The sequence below is a fragment of the Aliiroseovarius crassostreae genome (genome assembly GCF_025137635.1).
In the GTDB taxonomy this organism is placed as follows: Bacteria; Pseudomonadota; Alphaproteobacteria; order Rhodobacterales; family Rhodobacteraceae; genus Aliiroseovarius; species Aliiroseovarius crassostreae.
This window is the reverse complement of record NZ_CP080772.1, coordinates 1278565-1298537: the sequence shown is the minus strand read 5'-3', so window position 1 is coordinate 1298537 and position 19973 is coordinate 1278565. Positions and strand designations below refer to the sequence as shown.

Here is a 19973-nt window from a genome sequence, read left to right as displayed (position 1 = left end):
TAGGATTTACGGTGGATTTACGGTTCTTCCGACATGTCTCCGCCGGTAAGACACCTCAAGATAGACCAGAGAAACAGGTTTTTCCGAGCCGCTTAGCCAACCGGTTTCAGGCTCTTGGCGAAATAGGCTGCGTTGACCTGGTAATGATGGGCTGAGGCCAGAAGCGTCTGCTTTGTCGCCTCGTCAATCTCTCGTACGACCTTGCCGGGGCTGCCCAGCACCATGGACCCGTCCGGGATCTCTTTGCCTTCGGTCACCAGCGCGCCGGCGCCAATAAGGCATCCTTTGCCGATTTTTGCGCCATTCATCACTGTCGCATTCATGCCGATCAGGCTGCCATCGCCAATTGTGCAGCCATGCAAAAGCACCTTATGGCCAACGGTGACATTGGCGCCGATGGTCAGCGGAAACCCAAGATCGGTGTGAAACACGCAGTTTTCCTGCACATTGGTGCCTTCGCCCACGTCGATCAGTTCATTGTCGCCACGCAGGGTGCAGCCAAACCAGACCGACGCCTTGGCGCCGATTCGAACCCGACCGATAAGATTGGCATCCGGGGCCACCCAGGCAGCCGGGTCAATCTCGGGCGTCACACCATCCAATGCATAAATCATGTTTCATTCTCCTCAAATTCCGATTGCAGCCCGCGCACGAAGTTCAGAAGTCCGGGCTGCTGCGCCCGGCGCAGGCGTTCCGCGGACACGATGGTTTTCAACCGGTCAAACGTCGCCTCCAGATCATCATTGACCAAAACATAATCATACCCGTCCCAGTGGCTGATCTCGTCCCAGCTTTTCTGCATCCTTTTCTGGATCACCTCGTCACTGTCCTGTCCCCGGCTGACCAGACGACGCCGCAGTTCCGTGATCGAGGGCGGCAGCACAAAAATCGACAACACATGGTCACGCAGGGCCGAGTTGGAAATCTGCTGGGCGCCCTGCCAGTCCACGTCAAACAGGACATCACGACCGCTTTCGATCGCGTCGCGCACCGGACCTGCTGGGGACCCGTAAAAATTGCCGAACACATGGGCGTGTTCCAGCATTTCACCCTCTGTCACCATACCCTTGAAGGTGGGCTCGTCCACGAAATGGTAATGCACGCCGTTTTCCTCGCCCTCACGCGGGGCGCGGGTTGTGGCCGACACTGAAAAGCGCAAACTGTCATCCCATTGCATCAACTGCCTGGCTAGGGTGGATTTCCCGGCCCCTGAGGGCGAGGACAGGATGATCAGCAAACCGCGACGGTTTTCGAAATTGGCCATGGGACTTACTCCAGATTCTGCACTTGCTCACGCATTTGATCGATCACATGTTTGAGGTCCAGCCCAACCGTGGTCAACGCGTTGAATTGCGCCTTTGAACAAAGCGTGTTGGCTTCGCGGTTGAACTCCTGCATGAGGAAATCGAGCTTTCGCCCCACCGGCACCGAACTTGCAAGGTGCTCGCGCGCGGCGGAGACATGGGCGCGCAGGCGGTCTACCTCTTCCCGCACATCGGATTTGACGGCAATTAACGCAAGCTCCTGGATGATCCGGTCCGGCTCAAGCCCGTCTGTGTTGTCCAGGACCCGCGCCATGGCATCGCCAAGCTGGGCTTTCTGTGCCTCCTGCCGTTCAGACAAAAGCAGTTCTGCCTGATCCACAAGCTGGGCCACCTCATCCACCTGGGCAGACAGGATCGCAACCAGTTCTGCCCCTTCCCCTTCACGCGCGTCTACGAACTGGCGGACGAGGTCGGGAATTTGCGCGCTCAGAGCGTTCATGAGCTCACCAGCCTCCTCCTCTCCGCCCGACTTCACCTCAAGCACACCACGCATGGTGGCAATATCTGACGGGCTGACAGGGGCCACGGGCAGCCCCCGGTTCTCGGCCTCTGCGCGGATGGTGCCCAGCAGGCCAAGCGCCTGCGCAAGCCCGGCTGGACTGATCGCGGCCTGCCCGCCTTCTTCCCCTCGCGAAACACGCAGCCCAAGTGAGATATTCCCCCGTGTCACATGCCCTTTAAGAGCTTTGCGAATGGCTTCATCCAGTCCGGGGATCCAATCTGGAAGCCTCAGCCGGAGGTCCAGACCGCGGGCATTGACCGAGCGGATGTCCCAGTTCCAGCTATAGGTTCCGTTATCTCCGGTGGCGCTTGCGAAACCTGTCATTGATTGGGCCATGGGGCATCCTGTTCAGTTAACCATTTGATAAGATTTATCACCACATTTTAACAGAATATGCCATATTAAGAATGTGGTAAGCATTACCTCGATTTCAGTTAGCAGACGGTCAGCACTGGAACAAGCAGCCAGAAGGCTCTCAGCGTCACGCCTTTCAGGCGTCACCCATCCAGACCGGCCTGAGGGACAGAGACATGAAGATCGACTATGTAAAAGACGGGAATGTGATTTCAATCACCGCTGCGCGCACCGGCATGAAATTTCCGGCAGTGGCACAGGCCGAGGGATACTGGGAAGGGCTGCGCGGCAAGCGCCTGGTGCCGGCCCGGTCCGAACTTGACCCGCGCGGCCTTTCCGGCATTCTCGAACACGCCTTCATTTTGGAAAAAATCGCACCGGGCATGGCCAAGATCCGCCTGTCCGGTCAGGGTCTGAATGATATTTTGGGCATGGAAATGCGCGGAATGCCGATCTCATCTCTGTTCATGCCCGAGGCGCGGGCCGAGATTCAGGAGGCGTTGGGGCGTCTGTTTGATGGGCCTGCCACCCTTCATGCCAGCCTGACAAGCAAAGGCAGCTTTACCCGTAAAGCATTGGATGCGCAGCTTTTCATGGCTCCGATGCTGGATGATCAGGGCCGGGTAACCCGTGCCCTTGGTGCGCTTCAGATCAAGGGGGGCGTTGATCGGGCCCCGCGCCGCTTTACCTTTCAGGACCTGTCGGTCAGGGATATTATCGTGGATGAGCCGAGCAGTGTCGCGGGCAGTTTGCGCCCGATTTTTCGCCACACAGAGGATGCATACAGCTTCCCGGCCGCCGACGATGATCTCGGTCTTGCCTCCCGGCAAAATACTGCAAAAGACAAGGCAGACAGGGACACGGGCAACACCGAAGGCCAGGCCGACACCGGCAAAACCATCCGCCGCGGCCATCTTTGGCTGGTTGGTGAAGAGTGAGCCAGCATTGGCCGCAGACAGCCCCTTGGTAACGGCAGGACCTTTTGCATAAGAATACTTGAAGGTATTTCAGTATAACATTGATAAAAAAGAAAAACCCCGGCGAAGCCAGGGTTTTTCCTTTTAAAGCGTTTCGGCGTTCGGCCTCATCCGGCCTTGCGCGTTTCGTTCGGTTGACGAAGCGCCGACAGTTCCTCTGCCACCAGGAATGCCAGTTCCAGCGACTGAGAGGCGTTCAGACGGGGATCACACGCGGTGTGATAGCGATCCGAAAGATCCTCATCCGTTACGGCGCGCACGCCGCCGGTGCATTCGGTCACATCGGTGCCGGTCATTTCGAAATGCACGCCCCCCGGAATGGTGCCCTGATCCTGATGCACGGCAAAGAAGTCCTGCACCTCTTTCAGCACGCTGTCGAACGGGCGTGTTTTATAGCCAGAGGCCGATTTGATCGTGTTGCCATGCATCGGGTCGCAGGACCAGACCACATTGGCCCCTTCGGATTTCACCGTTTCGATCAGACGCGGCAGATGTTCGCCCACCTTGCCAGCACCAAAACGCGCAATCAGGGTCAGGCGCCCGGCTTCGTTTTCCGGGTTCAGCTTTTCCATCAGCACTTTGAGGTCGTCTGCGGTGGTGGTCGGGCCACATTTCAACCCGATCGGGTTGATCACGCCGCGCAGAAACTCAACATGTGCCCCGTCCGGTTGACGGGTCCGGTCGCCGATCCACAGCATGTGGCCGGAGCCTGCAACGGTTTTGCCGGTGGTTTTGTCCTGACGGGTCAGGGCCTCTTCATATTCCAGCAGAAGCCCTTCATGCGAGGTGTAGAAATCCACCGTCTGCAACGTGTGCATCCGGTCCGAGGTCACGCCTGCCGATTTCATGAAATCGAGGCTGTCCTGGATCCGCTCGGCCATGGCGCGATATTTTTCGGCCTCGCCCCCCTCGGTGAATTCCAACGTCCATTGATGCACCTGATGCACATCGGCCAGACCACCGGTGGAATAGGCGCGCAACAGGTTCAGCGTTGCCGCCGACTGCGTATAGGCCTGCAACATTTTCTTCGGGTCGGGGATGCGGGCATCCGAGGTGAAATCCAACTCGTTGATGATATCCCCGCGATAGCTGGGAAGTTCCACCCCATCCACGGTTTCGGTCGGTGCCGAACGCGGTTTGGCAAACTGCCCGGCCATACGGCCCACCTTGACCACCGGCACCTTGGCGCCGAAGGTCAGAACCATGGCCATCTGCAACATCACCTTAAACGTGTCACGAATGCCGTCAGCCGAGAAGTCAGCAAAGCTTTCGGCGCAATCACCGCCCTGAAGCAGAAACGCTTCGCCGCGGGATGCCTTGCCCAATTCCTGTTTCAACCGGATCGCTTCGCCTGCAAAGACCAGCGGAGGATATTTGCCAAGCTGCGCTTCGACCTCGGCCAACGCAGCCGGGTCGGTATAGTCGGGCATCTGAACTCTTGGCTTTTCACGCCAGGCCGACTTATTCCAATCCGTCATCATCTTTGCTCCATGTTCAATCAAGCCCCCTCCTCCGGGGCAATAAGGCCCTCTTGATAGCGCCTCTATGTCCGAGGTGCAAACAGTGATATGTTTCAAGAATGTGTCTGCCTGGCCGCAAAACGTCTTGAAGCTGCCGGTCAAAACTGGTGTGGTGTCCTTCATGTCAAAATTCAGCCTCATCAAGCAAGTGAGTCGCCAATGAACCAGAGCCTTCCTAAGGAAAAGCCACAGACAAATCCGAGCATTCGGTTCGTTTTTGTGCTGGTGAACGAATTCACCCTGCTCAGCTTTGCCGGTGCTCTGGATGCGTTGCGTATTGCCAACCGGGCGGCGGGGCGTAATCTTTACGAATGGCGACTGCTTGGTGAAGGCGGTGAAACGGTCAGATGCTCTGCCGGGGCCAGCTTTAATCTGGACGGGGATCTGGAAGAGCTGAAGCGCGACGACGTGGTCGTGATCTGCTCTGGTGTAAATGTCCAAAACAACTGCAGCCCAAAGCTTTTGAACTGGATCCGCCGCGAAGCACGTCGTGGGGTTCAGGTCGCGGGACTGTGCACCGCATCTTATATCATGGCCCGGGCGGGGCTTCTGTCTGACAAACGCGCCACCATCCATTGGGAAAATCACGACAGTTTTGCGGAAGAATTTGATGATGTCGACCTGACCAAGCGGGTCTTTGTCATCGACGGGCCGCGCATGACTGCTGCGGGCGGCACCGCGTCAATTGACCTGATGCTGAAGCTGATTGCGCAACAGCAGGACGAAGATATCGCGAATGTCGTGGCTGACCAGCAGATCTACACGTCTATTCGAACTGATCGGGACAGCCAGCGCCTGTCGGTGCCCACGCGGATCGGGGTGCGCCATCCCAAACTGTCCGAAGTGATCCAGCGCATGGAAGGCAATATCGAGGAACCGATCTCACCGTCGATCCTGGCCTCAGAAGTCGGCATGTCCACCCGGCAGCTTGAACGCCTGTTCCGGCGCTATCTCAACCGTTCTCCCAAACGCTATTACATGGAATTGCGCCTGCAAAAAGCGCGCAACCTGTTGATGCAGACGGATATGAGCGTGATCAATGTGGCGCTGGCCTGCGGGTTTTCCAGCCCCTCGCATTTCTCGAAATGCTACCGGTCGCATTATGAAACAACCCCCTATCGGGAACGGGGCAGCCAATCAGGATCTGCCAAAACCTGACCTTCTGCCCAGTTTGACCAGTATCGCCATTTTATCAGTATGAAGAAGATTTTCATCCGAGTGGTCGCCGCGCTGGTTTTGGCGGCATGTGCCTATGTGACCTGGATCGTGCTGGTTCTGGGGCACGGGCTTTTCTCCTTTTACAACATGATCTGGGGCGAAGACACCAGCCACCTGCCCCGGGTGGATCTGGTCACGCTGGTCGATCTGGAAACGGCTGAGCGTATTGTGTTTCGAAACGGGCGCAAAGGGTGGTATCTGATCAACACACCCTCTGACGCTTCTGCCCAGACCATCGGATTTTATGGCGATCGCCTGTTTGAAAGCCTGTTCTCCACCCCTCATCAACCGATGTATTGCGGCTCAGATCGCGGCAAAATTCTGTGGGCGGTGAAAGACGATAATCTCTTCCGCGAATATGCGTTCTGCAATGCCAACAGAATGGATCTGACGCCACTCGTCGCCGTCGCCCAGAAGGTCGACATGGTCGATAAGGTCCTTCCCTATCATCAGGCCGCCGCGCAGATCGAAATGGTGGATCAAAACCCGGACAATCTTTGGGTCACACGCCCCGCCCTGGCCGGTCAGTTCACCCATTCCCTGTCTGTCGATCTGCCCTACATCTGGGAGAGCCGGACTGAGCAAGGTGCAAACCCGCACGATATCGAAGCCGACATCCGCGCACGTATCTCAAATGACCTTGCCATACCGGATACGGAGTATCACCTGACCCTGTCGCTTGACCGAACCCCGTTCGACCCTGATCAGAACGTGCTGCTGGCCAGACAGGATGGGCAGGTTCTGAGTACGAACGCGCTTGCAGGCATTTACCGGCCTGTTCTCAGTTTTCTCTGTAATCAGGACCGATGTGACCAGCTTCGCCGCACCCGTTTTGCCGATATCACAACCACGTTCCGGCCTGACATCCTTGACGCGGCGTTAGGTGCAGCGCAGGAGGTCACCGACGGTCCAACCGATGAGATCCCGACCCTCACCGCCTTGCAAAACTCCGAGCAAACCGTTGGATTGCCGCAAGAAACCACATTCAGATTACGTTATATTTCCTTGCCCTGAACCGGGCGGAATTACATCTGAAACCTGACGGATTTCCACTGCATTTCTTCGCATGCGGGTCTTTTCATTTCCCCTATTCGGTCCTAATGTGACGGTTGGGAGAATTTTCCAATTGGGAGAAAGATATATGAAAAAGATGCTGATGGCGACTGCCGCCACCGCTCTGATGACCGGCACCGCAATGGCACATGACCATGTGGTCAAGCTGGGCACGATCCTGGGCTATACCGGGCCGATCGAAAGCCTGACACCGCATATGGCCGGTGGTGCTGAGCTGGCCATGGCTGAAGTGTCGGCCTCGGGCCTGCTGCTGGGTGGCAAGACCGTGGAATCGGTCCGTGCAGACTCGACCTGCGTCGACAGCGCCGCTGCCACCGCTGCTGCTGAAAAACTGATCACCTCGGATGGTGTCAAAGGTCTGGTTGGTCCGGATTGTTCCGGCGTCACCGGTGCGGTTCTGGCCAACGTGGCCGTGCCGAACGGTATCGTGATGATCTCGCCTTCGGCCACCTCGCCGGGCCTGACCGACGCCGAAGATAACGGTCTGTTCTTCCGCACCGCCCCGTCGGATGCGCGTCAGTCCGCTGTCATGGCCGACATTCTGAAAGAAAACGGCGTGGGCTCGGTTGCTGTGACCTACACCAACAATGACTACGGCAAAGGCATGGCCGACGCGTTCAAAGCCGCGTTTGAAGCAGCTGGCGGCGAAGTGACCATCGTGGCCGCCCATGAAGATGGCAAAGCCGACTATACCGCAGAAGTTGGCGCCCTGGCATCGGCTGGCGGTGACCTGCTCGTGGTTGCCGGCTACGTCGACCAGGGGGGCGCAGGCATCGTGCGCGGTGCCCTCGACACCGGCGCCTTTGACAGCTTCCACTTCCCCGATGGCATGATCGGTGAAAACCTTGAAAAGAACTTCGGCGCCGAAGTTGAAGGTTCGACCGGTCAGCTGGCTGGCACCGACAGCCCGGGTGCGGCCACTTTTGCCGAGCTTGCCGGCGACAAATTCACCGTGGGCAGCCCCTATACCGGCGAAAGCTATGACGCTGCGGCCCTGATCCTTCTGGCCATGCAGGCTGCGGGTTCCGCCGAATCCGCCGACTACATGTCGAAGGTGGAAATGGTTGCCAACGCGCCGGGCGAAAAGATCTATCCGGGTGAGCTGGCCAAAGGTCTGCAGATCCTGGCAGATGGCGGCGACATCGACTATGTGGGCGCAACCGCGGTTGAGCTGATCAACGGTGGCGAAGCCTCGGGCGGATACCGCCAGATCGAGATCAAAGACGGTAAGATCGAAACGGTTAAGTACCGCTGATCCTGCTGGCATAACCAAAATGAAACAGCCCGGATTTTTCCGGGCTGTTTCAGTAAGATACACGACCATCTTAAGGTTGTGAGAGGGGAAGACATGATCGTCATAGAAGACGTTCACAAGCACTTTGGCGGCTTTCGGGCCGTAGATGGTGCAACGATGCGGATCGAAGATCGCTCGATCACCGGGCTGATCGGTCCTAACGGCGCGGGCAAGACGACTCTGTTTAATGTGATCGCCGGGGTGTTGAAACCGACCTCGGGCCGGATCACCATGGCGGGCGAAGACATCACCGGCCTGCCGCCGCATGAACTGTTTCACAAGGGGCTGCTCAGAACCTTCCAGATCGCCCATGAATTTGGGTCGATGACCTGCCGCGAGAACCTGATGATGGTGCCGGGCGGACAGTCAGGCGAGACGCTCTGGAACACCTGGTTTGGCCGCAAACGCATCGCCGACGAGGAACGCGCCCTGCGGGCCAAAGCCGACGAAGTTCTTGAATTTCTAACCATTTCCCATATCGCTGACCTCCGGGCGGGCGAGATCTCGGGGGGGCAGAAAAAGCTTCTGGAACTGGGCCGCACCATGATGGTCGACGCCAAGATCGTGTTCCTCGACGAGGTGGGTGCAGGCGTGAACCGCACGCTGCTTTACACCATCGCCGATGCGATCAAACGCCTGAATGAAGAGCGTGGATACACTTTTGTCGTGATCGAACATGACATGGATTTCATCGAGAAACTCTGCGACCCGGTCATCTGCATGGCCGAGGGCAAGGTTCTCGCTCAGGGCACCTTGGCTGAGATCAAGGCCAATGAGCAGGTGATCGAGGCCTATCTCGGCACCGGGCTCAAGAACAAGAAAGAGGACGCGTGATGACGGCCCCCTTCCTTATTGGTGAAGGGATGACCGGTGGCTATGGCAAACATGGCCCGGACATCCTGCATGATTGCACCATCTCCGTTGATAAAGGAGAGATTGCGGTGATTGTCGGCCCCAATGGCGCGGGCAAATCGACCGGCATGAAAGCCGTGTTTGGGATGCTCAACCTGCGCCAGGGATCGGTGACGCTGGATGGCGAAGACATCACCCGCCTGTCGCCACAGGCGCGTGTGCGCAAAGGCATGGGTTTTGTGCCGCAGACCCACAATATCTTTGGCTCCATGTCGGTGGAAGAAAACCTCGAAATGGGTGGATTTATCCGCACCGATGATATTTCAGAAACCATTGAACAGGTCTATGAGCTGTTCCCGATCCTGCGCGAAAAACGCCACCAGGCGGCAGGTGAGCTTTCGGGCGGTCAGCGTCAGCAGGTGGCCGTGGGCCGCGCGCTGATGACCAAACCCACCGTTCTGATGCTGGATGAACCCACCGCGGGCGTCTCGCCGATTGTGATGGATGAGCTGTTTGACCGGATCATTGAAGTGGCACGGACCGGGATATCGATCCTGATGGTTGAGCAAAATGCCCGCCAAGCCCTTGAGATCGCAGACAAAGGCTATGTTCTGGTTCAGGGGCGCAATGCGCATACCGGCACCGGCAAATCCCTTCTGGCTGACCCCGAGGTCCGCCAATCTTTCCTGGGGGGCTGATCAATGGATTTCCTCAATGCAATTGTGGCGCTCAGTAACTTTGTTCTGATCCCCGCCATTTCCTACGGCTCGCAGCTTGCCATTGGCGCGCTGGGGGTCACGATGATCTATGGCATCCTGCGCTTTTCCAACTTCGCCCATGGTGACAGCATGGCATTTGGCGCGATGGTCACGATTTTCGTAACCTGGTGGTTCCAGTCGATGGGCGTCTCGATTGACCCGCTGCCCACCGCCCTGCTTGCCCTGCCCTTCGGCATTCTCGGCACGGCGCTCATGGTGCTGGCCACCGACCGAGTTGTGTATCGTTTTTACCGACGGGTAAAAGCCAAACCGATCGTGTTCGTCATGGCCTCGATGGGGGTGATGTTTATCATGAACGGGGTGGTGCGTTTCCTGATCGGACCCGGCGAACAACGGTTTGCCGATGGTGCTCGCTTCATCATTAAAGCCCGTGAATTCAAAGAGATGACGGGCCTGCGCGAGGGGCTGGCCTTCAAGACCAGTCAGGGGATTACAATTATCACTGCCGTGCTGGTTGTGGCGTTTCTGTTCTGGTTCCTAAACAAGACCCGGACCGGCAAATCCATGCGCGCCTTCTCTGATAACGAAGATCTGGCGCTTCTGTCCGGCATCAACCCGGAACGTGTTGTGATGGTAACCTGGGTCATCGTGGCAGCACTGATCACCATCGCCGGTGTTCTTTATGGCCTCGACAAAAGCTTCAAACCCTTCACCTATTTCCAGCTTCTTCTGCCGATTTTCGCCTCTGCCATTGTTGGCGGTCTGGGCAATCCGCTGGGGGCCATTGCAGGCGGGTTTGTGATCGCCTTTTCCGAGGTCACAATCACCTATGCGTGGAAAAAAGTGGCAACCTACATGTTGCCAGAAGCACTGGAACCTTCCGGTCTCGCACAGCTTCTTTCCACCGACTATAAATTCGCGGTCAGCTTTGTGATCCTGATCGTGGTTCTGCTGATCAAGCCCACCGGGCTTTTCAAGGGGCAATCGGTATGACGAAAGACATGCGCACGCCACTCCTGTTTGCCATTATGGCCGTTCTGTTCGTGCTGGAAGGAAGCACGACATTCTGGGTCTTTTCGGGCAGCTGGAACACCTCGCTTGCCATTCTCAACATGGCGCTGATTTCGGCGATCATGGCTTTGGGGGTGAACCTGCAATGGGGCTATGCCGGGCTGTTCAACGTGGGGATCATGGGGTTTGTCGCCCTTGGCGGTCTGGCCACCGTGCTGATCTCGATGCCTGCAACCCCGGGCGCCTGGTCTGCGGGTGGGTTCCGGATCGTGTTTGGCCTCATTCTGGGGGCCGCCACGGTGGTCGCGGGGATCATGACCTTTAAACGCATGGCCCCTGGACGGGTGCGGGGGCTTGTTCTCTTTGCTGTTCTGGCTGCGGGGTTCTTCCTGTTCCGTTATGTGTTTGATGCCGGTGTCGCCGGTGTCGAAGCAATCAATCCGGCCTCGACCGGCAATATCGGGGGCCTGAACCCCGGCGGACCCGACGGCTACAAGGATCACGGCTATATGGCGATCCTCGCCTGGCCTGTGGGCGGCCTGCTGGCGGCAGGGGCGGCCTGGTTGGTGGGTAAAACCGCGCTGGGGCTGCGGTCTGACTACCTTGCCATTGCCACGCTGGGTATCGCCGAGATTGTGCTGGCAGTGATCAAGAACGAAGACTGGCTTGCGCGCGGCGTGAAAAATGTCATCGGCCTGCCGCGCCCCGTGCCCTATGAGATTGACCTGCAAAACAGTGCAGAGTTCATCGCAAAGTCCGAAGGTCTTGGCGTGGATGTCACCACCGCATCGACCATTGCGGTGAAACTGTCCTACGGCCTGATTTTCACCGTCATTCTCGTAGGACTTCTGGTTCTGGCGCAATTGTCGCTGAAGTCGCCCTGGGGGCGGATGATGCGCGCCATCCGCGACAATGAGGTCGCGGCACAGGCGATGGGCAAAAACGTCACCAAACGCCATCTTCAGATCTTTGTGCTGGGATCCGCGATCTGTGGCCTTGCCGGCGCCATGATGACCACGCTGGATGGTCAGCTCACACCGGGCACCTATCAGCCGCTTCGCTTTACCTTCCTGATCTGGGTCATGGTGATTGTTGGCGGGTCAGGAAACAATTTTGGCGCTGTTCTGGGCGGTCTGCTGATCTGGTTCTTCTGGATCAAGGTGGAACCGATCGGCAATTGGCTGATGCAGGTGGTGACCATGGGAATGGCGGATGGCTCCGCCCTCAAGGCCCATTTGCTGGACAGCGCCGCACATATGCGCCTGTTCTCGATGGGGATTGTCCTGCTTCTGGTACTGCGTTTCAGCCCGCGTGGCCTGATCCCTGAAAAGTAGACCCTGCTAAAATGACGGCGTCCCCCCATCCTTGTGTTGTTCTTCTGGCAGCAGGCCAGTCGCAGCGGATGGGGGGGCAGCCCCCAATCGACAAGCTTTTGTTGCCCCTCCCACGGGCAGGCTTGCAAAAGACCCTTCTTGAAGATCGGATCGACGCGGTGCGCGGCAGCGGGTTGGATCTTGTTCTGATCCTGCCACCGGAACAGAGTTTTCCCGGTCGCTGGGACATTGCCCGCACATGCGGGATCACCCCGGTCCCCAGCCCTCACGCTCATCTTGGTATCGGAGAGAGCCTTTCTACGGCCATGGCGCATATTGATGGCCGGTATGACAGTGTTCTGATTGTTCTTGCGGACATGCCCGAAATTACCTCAGGCCACATGCAAACCGTCGCCCATACGGGGCAGTCAGACGAAATTTGGCGTGGCGCTTCGTGCCAAAACAGCTCGCGCCAAAGCAAACCGGGCCATCCTGTCCGTCTTCCCCGGCGTCTGTTTGGCCGGATTGCACAGCTATCCGGTGACCATGGGGCACAGAAGATACTGGCCGGGGAAAAGATCCATCTGATCCCCCTGCCCGGCGACGCCGCCATTCTGGATCTCGATACCGAGGAAGATTGGGTTAGGTATCAGCAGCGGTCCTGTTCAAGCTGAACCAGAACACCGGCCTCGCGCTCATCAAGCACAATCCGGTCCTGCAGATAATTGGCAATCGACTGATCATGCGCAAGCCGCGGCAGAGCGGCAATGATCTCACTTGCGAAATTCGGGGCGACTGTTTTGATCCGCGCCATATCAGGCACAAGGCTTTCAACCCAGAAATCTCCTGCATGGATCAGTTCGAACCCGTCGAACAGCAGGTGGCACATGGTTGGCGTTGCCGAGATTTCCAGTTCCAACCGGTTCGAAACTGCCAGGCCCCGCGCCGGGCACAGCACTTCTGACTTGCCGAACAGAAGCTCCGCATGGGTAGAGTGAAACAACACGAGATGATCCGCCGTCATCAACATCTGACTGCGGCTGTGGTCATCATTCAACACCCGAACCAAAGCGGCGTCACTTGCGGTATGACGGGAGCGGCCGATCCAACGGAGCGGCTGAAATCCGTGATCCTTTGTTTTCACCAGATCTCCTGCACGAAGGTCGCGCGCCAGCACTGTTCCGCGAGCGGTTTTTACCGGCGTATTGCAAGACAGGCCGGATGTGCTGAATTTCTCAGACGCGCGGCTCACCGAGGAGATTGGCTCCCCATGGGTTTGCAAAACGTCCAGACAACTCAGTTCATTTTCAACAAACCGGCCTGTATTGCGGAGAAGTAACATTGACTCACCTCGGAAAAACACTTCGTCCCTCGAACTTACTGATCAAACATGCCCAAAATGTGAACAGACAACATAAATTACAGATAAATTCGACTAAATTTCAGTGTTTTACCCATCAAGCCACCAGATTTCTGCCGCGGAATTGTCCAATTTTCACTCAGGGGGTGAAAACATGGAAAGGGCCCACGCCTAATGCGTGAGCCCTTTGGTTTCAGCCCCCGCGGAAACCTGAAGAAAGCGATTTCTAAATCGACTGATTCCTCATTTCAGCAATTCCGCCTCATGCTTTTTCAACGTGCGGCGTGCCGCTGAGAAATCTTCCAGCCCTTCCCGTGTTTCCAATTCCGGGAAGAGTTCGAAAAGCTCGTTGCGCTGCGCATTTCCGATCCCCTTGAGCGAGTGATCACCCGGCTGGAAGCTTTCGGTCCATGCCCCGTCCGACAGAACCACTTCGTGATTGTCGAACATGAAGTGGAGATAGGTTGTGCCGCGCGGCTCGACCTGGAAGATCCCCTTGTTGTTGACCAGATGCTTGGCCGCTGCCAGCACTTCGCGTTCGTCAAAATAAAGCGCGGTGCGGTCGTTTGCGACCAGAACACGGTGGTTCGGGCTGACCATCATGTCGCGTTCCGGCAACCCATTGCCCAGAGAGCCCGCCGTGATCAGGATCGGCTTGAGGTGGTTGGCCCCCTGCATTTCCTGCCAGCTGATCGGTTTGGCGCCGGTCCAGCGGATTTCCTGAATGCCATTGTCGCGGGTAATCACGCGATCCCCAACCTGAAGTTCTTCGACCCGGCGTTCACCTTTCGGCGTTGCGATCAGCGTGCCCGGTGTGAAGCAGGGGATGACGTTCTCAATATTGAAGAACTCCATCGTGCCGGTGCTGATGCCGTTTTCATCGAAGAACTCAACCACACCGTTTTCGGCATTGTTCGGGTCATAGGTGACATGGAGTGAGCCATTGTCGGGCGCAGAGCCGCTCAGATCAAGCGTGTCGTAATCGTCTCCGCCTTCGTTGCCATCCACGTAATCGCCGGCATTCACATTGACAAAGGTATCCCGGTCATCGCCACCGAACATGCGGTCATTGCCGGCACCGCCGTCAATCAGGTCATCGCCCTGGCTGCCCAGCAGGCTGTCATCACCTTCGCCGCCATAGATGCTGTCTTCGTCGATACCACCGTCGATCGTGTCATTGCCGGCATCCCCATACAGGATATCGTCATCGTCCTGACCGTAAATGACATCATGGCCTTCGCCACCATGGATCGTATCCAGCCCATTGTCCGGGCGCGGATCATTGGCGTCGATGATGTTCAGATCATCCGTACCGGAGCCAAGCCCACCCCAGATCGTGTCATTGCCGGTGCCGCCGTCGATATCATCCGCACCGTGGCCACCAATGATCGAGTCATTGTCCGCGCCACCATCGATGATGTCATCATCCAGACCGCCGTCAATGCTGTCTTCCCCGGTGCCACCGGTAATGGTATCGCGGTCATCTCCGGTCGAGATGGTGTCATTCCCAGCCCCGCCATCAACGCTGTCGCGGTCATTTTCCATATCGGTGTCTTGCGGGACATAGGGTTCGAACCCGTAATCCGAAGCAGGTTCCGATCCGGAGGTGTCGATGAGGTCATTGCCGTCCCCGCCCAGAACCGTATCGGAGCCGTCACCGCCGGTGATGACGTCATCATCCGCACCACCATCGATCAGGTCGTCGCCTCCCTCACCATGGATCGTATCGTCGCCATCGCCACCATTCAGCGTGTCATTGCCATTGGCGCCAGTATCAATCACCTCACCCGGCACGGGAGAGCTGTATTCATAATGGGCATTGTCAAAGGTCACACCCGAATTGGTGAGGTCAATGGTCACGACAACATCGTCGAAATCCGCATCACCCAACCCATTCAGATCTTCAAAACCAATGGAAATCGAGCCATCGGGGTTTTCGCTGACGCCGGTTGTGTGCACAAGCCCATCCGGGTTCAGATCCACATTGTCGCCATAGCCGGACGAGTAGAACGTGCCTTCAGGGCTGACAATCCCGACACCGATCGTGGCACCTGGGATGGTGGTATATTCAAAACTATCACCGATATTGTCATGGGCGTTCGGCGTCAGTGTCACCACATTGGTGATCTCTCCGGTGTCCGGATCAATCGTGTAGGCAAAGACTTCATTCTCGAACGCTGCATTCGAAATATTGATGGAGACAGTGACCGGTTCGGCCCCGGCAGTGGGATCAAAATCACTGTCGCCATAGATCAGGTCGTCGCCAACGCCACCTTCAACCGAGTCATCCCCGCTGCCAGCATAGACATCGTCATTGCCCAGACCGGACAGGATCGTGTCGTCCCCTTCGAACCCGAGCACGATATCATCGTCAGGATCTTCCCCCGGCAAGATTGCATCGCCATTGTCGATCATGTCGCCATGGGGATCGCCGGTATAGTTCACGTCGATCAGGTCATTGCCATCGGTGCCCTGAACAATCCCGTCCAGGGGCTGCTCTTCAACCGTTACGGTCACATTGGCGCTATCCGTGCCGCCATTGCCATCGGACACGGTATACGAGATGGTCGCATCTCCTTCGAAACCCGGGTTCGGGTCAAAGGTCAGCGTTCCATCCGGGTTGATTGTCACATCCCCATCCGGCGAGCTGGCGCTGATCACGGTCAGAAGGTCACCATCCACATCCGTATCATTGTCCAGAACCGGGATCACCACGGAGCTGTTATAGGCCGTGGTCGCGCTGTCATCGACCGCAACAGGCGCGTCATTCACCGGGGTCACGGTCACATCAACACTGGCGGTATCCGTGCCACCGTTTCCATCCGAAACGGAATAGGTGATGCTGTCCGGCCCGTTGTAATTGGGGTCCGGGGTATAGGTCAGGGTTCCGTCTGGATTGATTGTGACAGTGCCATGGTCGGCCGAGGCCGAGGTAACCGTCAGCGGGTCCCCTTCCGGATCGGTGTCATTATCCAGAACGGCAATCACGACCGAGCTGTCTTCATCCACGGTTGCCAGATCATCATTGGCATCCGGTCCCTGGTTCGGAGGCAGGATCACATTCTCGATATTGATGAAATCCATGGTGCCGGTCGGGGTGCCATACTGGTCAAAGAAGGTGACCGTCCCGTTTTCAGGATTGCTGGCGTCATAATCCACGCGCAGCGGACCGGAGCCGGACAGATCCAGCGTATCGAAATCATCCCCGCCTTCGCCACCATCGACGAAGTCACCGGCATTGGCGCCGATGAAGAGGTCACGGTCATCATCCCCGTGCAGCGTATCCTGACCGGTGCCGCCAATGATCGTGTCATTATCCGCACCACCATAGATCAGGTCGTCCCCTTCGCCACCGTCCATCGTGTCATTGCCAAGCCCCGCATCGGTGGTCTCCGCATTTGTCAGCGTCAGGGACACCTCGTCCAGAGTGACAGCCGGATAGGTGCCGGAATTGTCGCTTGTGCCATTCGGGCGCAGCTGAATGCCGGTTACGCCTGCAGGCGCGGTAAAGGTGATCTGATAATCCTCGTAATCCGTCCCCTGCACAGTGGTAGTGCCCAGAACATTGCCGTTCTGGTCGAGGATTTCGAACGTCACCGGGATGTCAGACGGGGTAAACCACTGCCCGTTGATATAATCGGTCGAGTAGGCTTTGAAGCTGAACGTGTATTCCGCCCCTGCCTGAAGCTCTTCACTCAGCGTTTGTGAAATCTGCTCCTGTGGCCCGGTGGTGTAGCTCCACATCGTCACGTAACCGGTGCCATCGGACGCATCCAGCGCCGGGTTCCAGGATTCCGCGCCGGTGCCGTCATCGGCACTGTCCGGCGACCCCGTGACGGTATTCCATCCGGTCAGGCCATCAACCGAGTTGGCCGAATGGGTGCCGTCTTCGAATGAGCCGTTCAAAAGAAGCTCCGGGCCAGGGCCGGTGCTGGGCGCCTGCCCGATCACATCATTGCCCGTGCCACCGGTAATGCTGTCATCCCCGGCCTCACCCAGGATGGTGTCATCACCTTCGCCGCCATGCAGCACGTCATTTCCAGCCCCAAGACCAGATCCACCGCTGCCCTCGGCATCAAAATACACATCGGTGATATTGATGCCCGAATTGTTGTCGCCATCTTGCGAATGAACAATCACGATCATGTCGACCGGTCCTGCGATGGAGATCGTCGCAGAATACTCGTCGCTGGTGTCTTCAAGATAGCCACCCGAGCTGTCGATCGTCTCGTTGCCCGCATGTCCGTCGGTATCCTTGAGCAGCAGCTTGGAGCCGCCATCAATATCAACCTCGACCCGCTCCCCATTCACATAGGCATAAACCTTTACAACACCATCGCCATCAATATCATTGATATTAAAGGAAATATTCTCAACATCCGACGAGAACTCAAGCTTGTAGGTCGCGGTGTTTCCGGCCCCATTCAACACGTTGTCGAGCGAGCTGTTGGCGTTGATCACCTCACCATCGCCATGGATATCGCTGATGTTCTGCTGGTCGGTGGAGAATTCGGTCACCGAGCCATAGCTCTGGTTCACGAGAGTGAAACTCACATCCACATTGCCCGTATTCTGGGTGAAGCTGGTCAGCAAGTCGTCATTATCAATGCTTGTGTTGTCATCGGGATCCGGGGCTTTGTCCCACTCAAAACTTTCCCGAACCGTCTGGGTGCCCGACGCATTGTCGCTGTCACCATAAATCAGATCATTCCCGGCGCCGCCATAAACGGTGTCATCCCCGGCGCCCGCGAAAACATCGTCATCGCCTTCGCCGGATTTCACCAGGTCATCGCCCCCTTTCGCGATGACAATATCATCCTGCGGCGCCTCGCCTGGCAGGATCGCATCGCCATTGTCGATCATATCGCCATCGGGATCACCGGTGTAATTGACATCAATCACATCCGCGCCTTCAGTCCCCTCGACAATCCCGTCCTGCTGGGGGTCGGGTGCAACCAGCGTGGTATTGTCCACGCTCTGATTGGTATACCAGCCGGAATAGTTTGCGCCATTGACCTGAACAATCTCGACATTCGAGATCTCAAGATTATCCAACGTGCCTCCGTTCAGCAGATCAGAGATGAACAGGTCACCGTTCTGCATCTGCATGGCCACCACATCAACATAGCTCTGAGAGCCATCGGCCAGGGTCAGCAGGACCTTCAACTCCATCGTGCCATCGGTATATTGGCTGGTGGAACCCGATCCCAGATTGTAGCTGATGTAATCGCAATTGGGGTTGCACTCATCGTCTTCCATGACACCGTCATGATCGATATCGACCGCGGTGACCTGCACCAATTGCATTTCAGAGTAATCCTTGGATACCCCCACAAGATTACCCGCGTATTCAGAGGTATAATCCCCCTCATAGCTGTCGGTCGTGGCAAAATTTCCAAGATAGATCAATGTCGGATAAGTATAGGCAGTCATTTCAATTGGTCCCTTTGCTCACATCCGCTGCGGTCCCAGGCTTGGCAGCAAAAATCACATAAATAGAAGAGAGAACGCCGGATATTCCGTCGAAAAGCCGCGCTGACAACACGGCAAGCTCACGCTTGGTATGACCAAACGGCGTTTGATGAAAATTGTCCGGAACTGGCAGCGCATATGCCAAGGACGGACGCAGCGCCCCCCGATTGCACATGCAGAAAAAACCACTATTCACCTAACGTTCCTCTCAACCCCAAAAGCACTTGGCATTCCCAATAACCAATGTGCCAAAACCCCACATTACCGCGTAAGAGATGCGCAGGACGTTCCAACCTCTGTTTCCAACCGATGAGGCGTACCTGCCAGGTTGACCCTGTTCCGGCACGGTCTCGACATGTCGGACCACATCGCGTCTATTTCGTCCCAAGCTCGCCTGACTTTGCTGGCCGGTTAGCAGAAACCGACCCAGTCATACGAACACACTCCTTACACACCCTATTGAGGAGAAGTCGGGCCAGACAAAGCCGCAGCATGAACCACCGGTAGAATGCCTCTACCTGCTTTCATGCGTCACCCTGTCAAATGGCTGTGCAGCACAAATTACGGACACACTCGATACACGGACTTCTCCATGTTTTACGTGCGGCCGCCCCCGTGGCCTTATGACATTACCCCCCAGTCGGGCAGTTACAATTTATCGAAATCTACTCTCATTCCAAAGGGGAAAAATGCAACCGACCTGCCCGTAACGTCTCGAAATGGTTAATTTTCATGGAGCCGAAGAGGGAATGACAACTTAACCATGAAAGGAATTGTTTCCATCCAAACCCAGAATTACAACCCAGAGATGTTGCATTCTGCAAGAAAAAGCCATTACCAGCAATTTCATACCGCCTTTAGGATGTAATTTGGCCCAGACCACCTCTCCTTAAGCGCGGGTTTGTTTCGATCTAGGCGATAGTCTAGAGGGTGACTTAAGGTAAACATTAACGATAAAATTTTTTTAAACTCGACAGCGATC

General features: G+C 56.7%; 16 protein-coding genes. 9 read left to right on the top strand and 7 right to left on the bottom strand.

The features are described 5' to 3' along the window. Positions 1 to 92 precede the first annotated feature (92 nt). The 3 genes from K3J57_RS06230 to K3J57_RS06220 are packed head-to-tail and all read right to left on the bottom strand — an operon-like array spanning position 93 to position 2163. Positions 93 to 614, bottom strand: a complete 522-nt coding sequence (locus tag K3J57_RS06230; protein WP_259794470.1) for a gamma carbonic anhydrase family protein — start codon at positions 612 to 614, stop codon at positions 93 to 95. Then, the gene (gmk, locus tag K3J57_RS06225; protein WP_055192350.1) at positions 611 to 1264 is read right to left on the bottom strand and encodes a guanylate kinase; all 654 of its coding nucleotides are present in this window, start codon (positions 1262 to 1264) and stop codon (positions 611 to 613) included. The genes K3J57_RS06230 and gmk overlap by 4 nt, the downstream gene beginning before the upstream one ends. 5 nt (positions 1265 to 1269) lie before the next feature. Beyond that, positions 1270 to 2163: a YicC/YloC family endoribonuclease gene (locus tag K3J57_RS06220; protein WP_259797560.1), complete on the bottom strand. Its 894-nt coding sequence runs from the start codon at positions 2161 to 2163 to the stop codon at positions 1270 to 1272. Positions 2164 to 2357: 194 nt separating this feature from the next. Between K3J57_RS06220 and K3J57_RS06215 the strand changes: the two genes are divergently transcribed. Then, complete coding sequence (locus K3J57_RS06215) at positions 2358 to 3119, top strand: PAS domain-containing protein (RefSeq protein WP_259797558.1); 762 nt, start codon at positions 2358 to 2360, stop codon at positions 3117 to 3119. A 146-nt stretch (positions 3120 to 3265) separates the two neighbouring features. On the opposite strand, the gene K3J57_RS06210 is transcribed toward K3J57_RS06215, so the two are convergent. After that, complete coding sequence (locus K3J57_RS06210) at positions 3266 to 4636, bottom strand: class II 3-deoxy-7-phosphoheptulonate synthase (protein ID WP_173487455.1); 1371 nt, start codon at positions 4634 to 4636, stop codon at positions 3266 to 3268. Between the two features lie 201 nt (positions 4637 to 4837). On the opposite strand from K3J57_RS06210, the gene K3J57_RS06205 reads away from it, so the two are divergent. The 8 genes from K3J57_RS06205 to K3J57_RS06170 all read left to right on the top strand — a co-directional run bounded on the left by K3J57_RS06205 (position 4838) and on the right by K3J57_RS06170 (position 12833). Next, positions 4838 to 5836, top strand: coding sequence for a GlxA family transcriptional regulator (locus K3J57_RS06205; protein ID WP_259786754.1), 999 nt, complete (start codon positions 4838 to 4840; stop codon positions 5834 to 5836). 39 nt (positions 5837 to 5875) lie between these two features. Beyond that, the gene (locus K3J57_RS06200) at positions 5876 to 6910 is read left to right on the top strand and encodes a hypothetical protein (protein ID WP_259794462.1); all 1035 of its coding nucleotides are present in this window, start codon (positions 5876 to 5878) and stop codon (positions 6908 to 6910) included. Positions 6911 to 7037: 127 nt separating this feature from the next. Continuing rightward, a complete protein-coding gene (locus K3J57_RS06195) occupies positions 7038 to 8225 on the top strand; it encodes an ABC transporter substrate-binding protein (RefSeq protein WP_259786752.1) in 1188 nt (395 codons plus the stop codon). Positions 8226 to 8318: 93 nt separating this feature from the next. Next, a complete protein-coding gene (locus tag K3J57_RS06190; RefSeq protein WP_259794461.1) occupies positions 8319 to 9098 on the top strand; it encodes an ABC transporter ATP-binding protein in 780 nt (259 codons plus the stop codon). Then, on the top strand, positions 9098 to 9814 hold the full coding sequence (locus K3J57_RS06185) for an ABC transporter ATP-binding protein (protein ID WP_259786750.1): 717 nt from the start codon (positions 9098 to 9100) through the stop codon (positions 9812 to 9814). Before K3J57_RS06190 ends, K3J57_RS06185 begins: the two co-directional genes overlap by 1 nt. Positions 9815 to 9817: 3 nt before the next feature. Then, the gene (locus K3J57_RS06180) at positions 9818 to 10828 is read left to right on the top strand and encodes a branched-chain amino acid ABC transporter permease (RefSeq protein WP_259794460.1); all 1011 of its coding nucleotides are present in this window, start codon (positions 9818 to 9820) and stop codon (positions 10826 to 10828) included. After that, positions 10825 to 12180 carry a branched-chain amino acid ABC transporter permease gene (locus K3J57_RS06175; RefSeq protein ID WP_173487449.1) on the top strand — a complete coding sequence of 452 codons (1356 nt, stop codon included), beginning with the start codon at positions 10825 to 10827 and terminating at the stop codon, positions 12178 to 12180. The genes K3J57_RS06180 and K3J57_RS06175 overlap by 4 nt, the downstream gene beginning before the upstream one ends. A gap of 11 nt (positions 12181 to 12191) precedes the next feature. Beyond that, positions 12192 to 12833, top strand: a complete 642-nt coding sequence (locus K3J57_RS06170; protein WP_311196500.1) for a nucleotidyltransferase family protein — start codon at positions 12192 to 12194, stop codon at positions 12831 to 12833. Here the strand turns inward: K3J57_RS06170 and K3J57_RS06165 are convergent. From K3J57_RS06165 to K3J57_RS06155, 3 genes are all read right to left on the bottom strand, one after another. Then, positions 12809 to 13501, bottom strand: a complete 693-nt coding sequence (locus K3J57_RS06165) for a Hint domain-containing protein (RefSeq protein WP_259797555.1) — start codon at positions 13499 to 13501, stop codon at positions 12809 to 12811. The two genes, K3J57_RS06170 and K3J57_RS06165, sit on opposite strands and share 25 nt — an antisense overlap. A 261-nt stretch (positions 13502 to 13762) precedes the next feature. After that, positions 13763 to 18952, bottom strand: a complete 5190-nt coding sequence (locus tag K3J57_RS06160) for a Hint domain-containing protein (protein ID WP_259797552.1) — start codon at positions 18950 to 18952, stop codon at positions 13763 to 13765. Position 18953: 1 nt separating this feature from the next. Further along, entirely contained in the window at positions 18954 to 19136 is a 183-nt protein-coding gene (locus tag K3J57_RS06155) for a hypothetical protein (RefSeq protein ID WP_259794454.1), read from the bottom strand. Positions 19137 to 19973 lie beyond the last annotated feature (837 nt).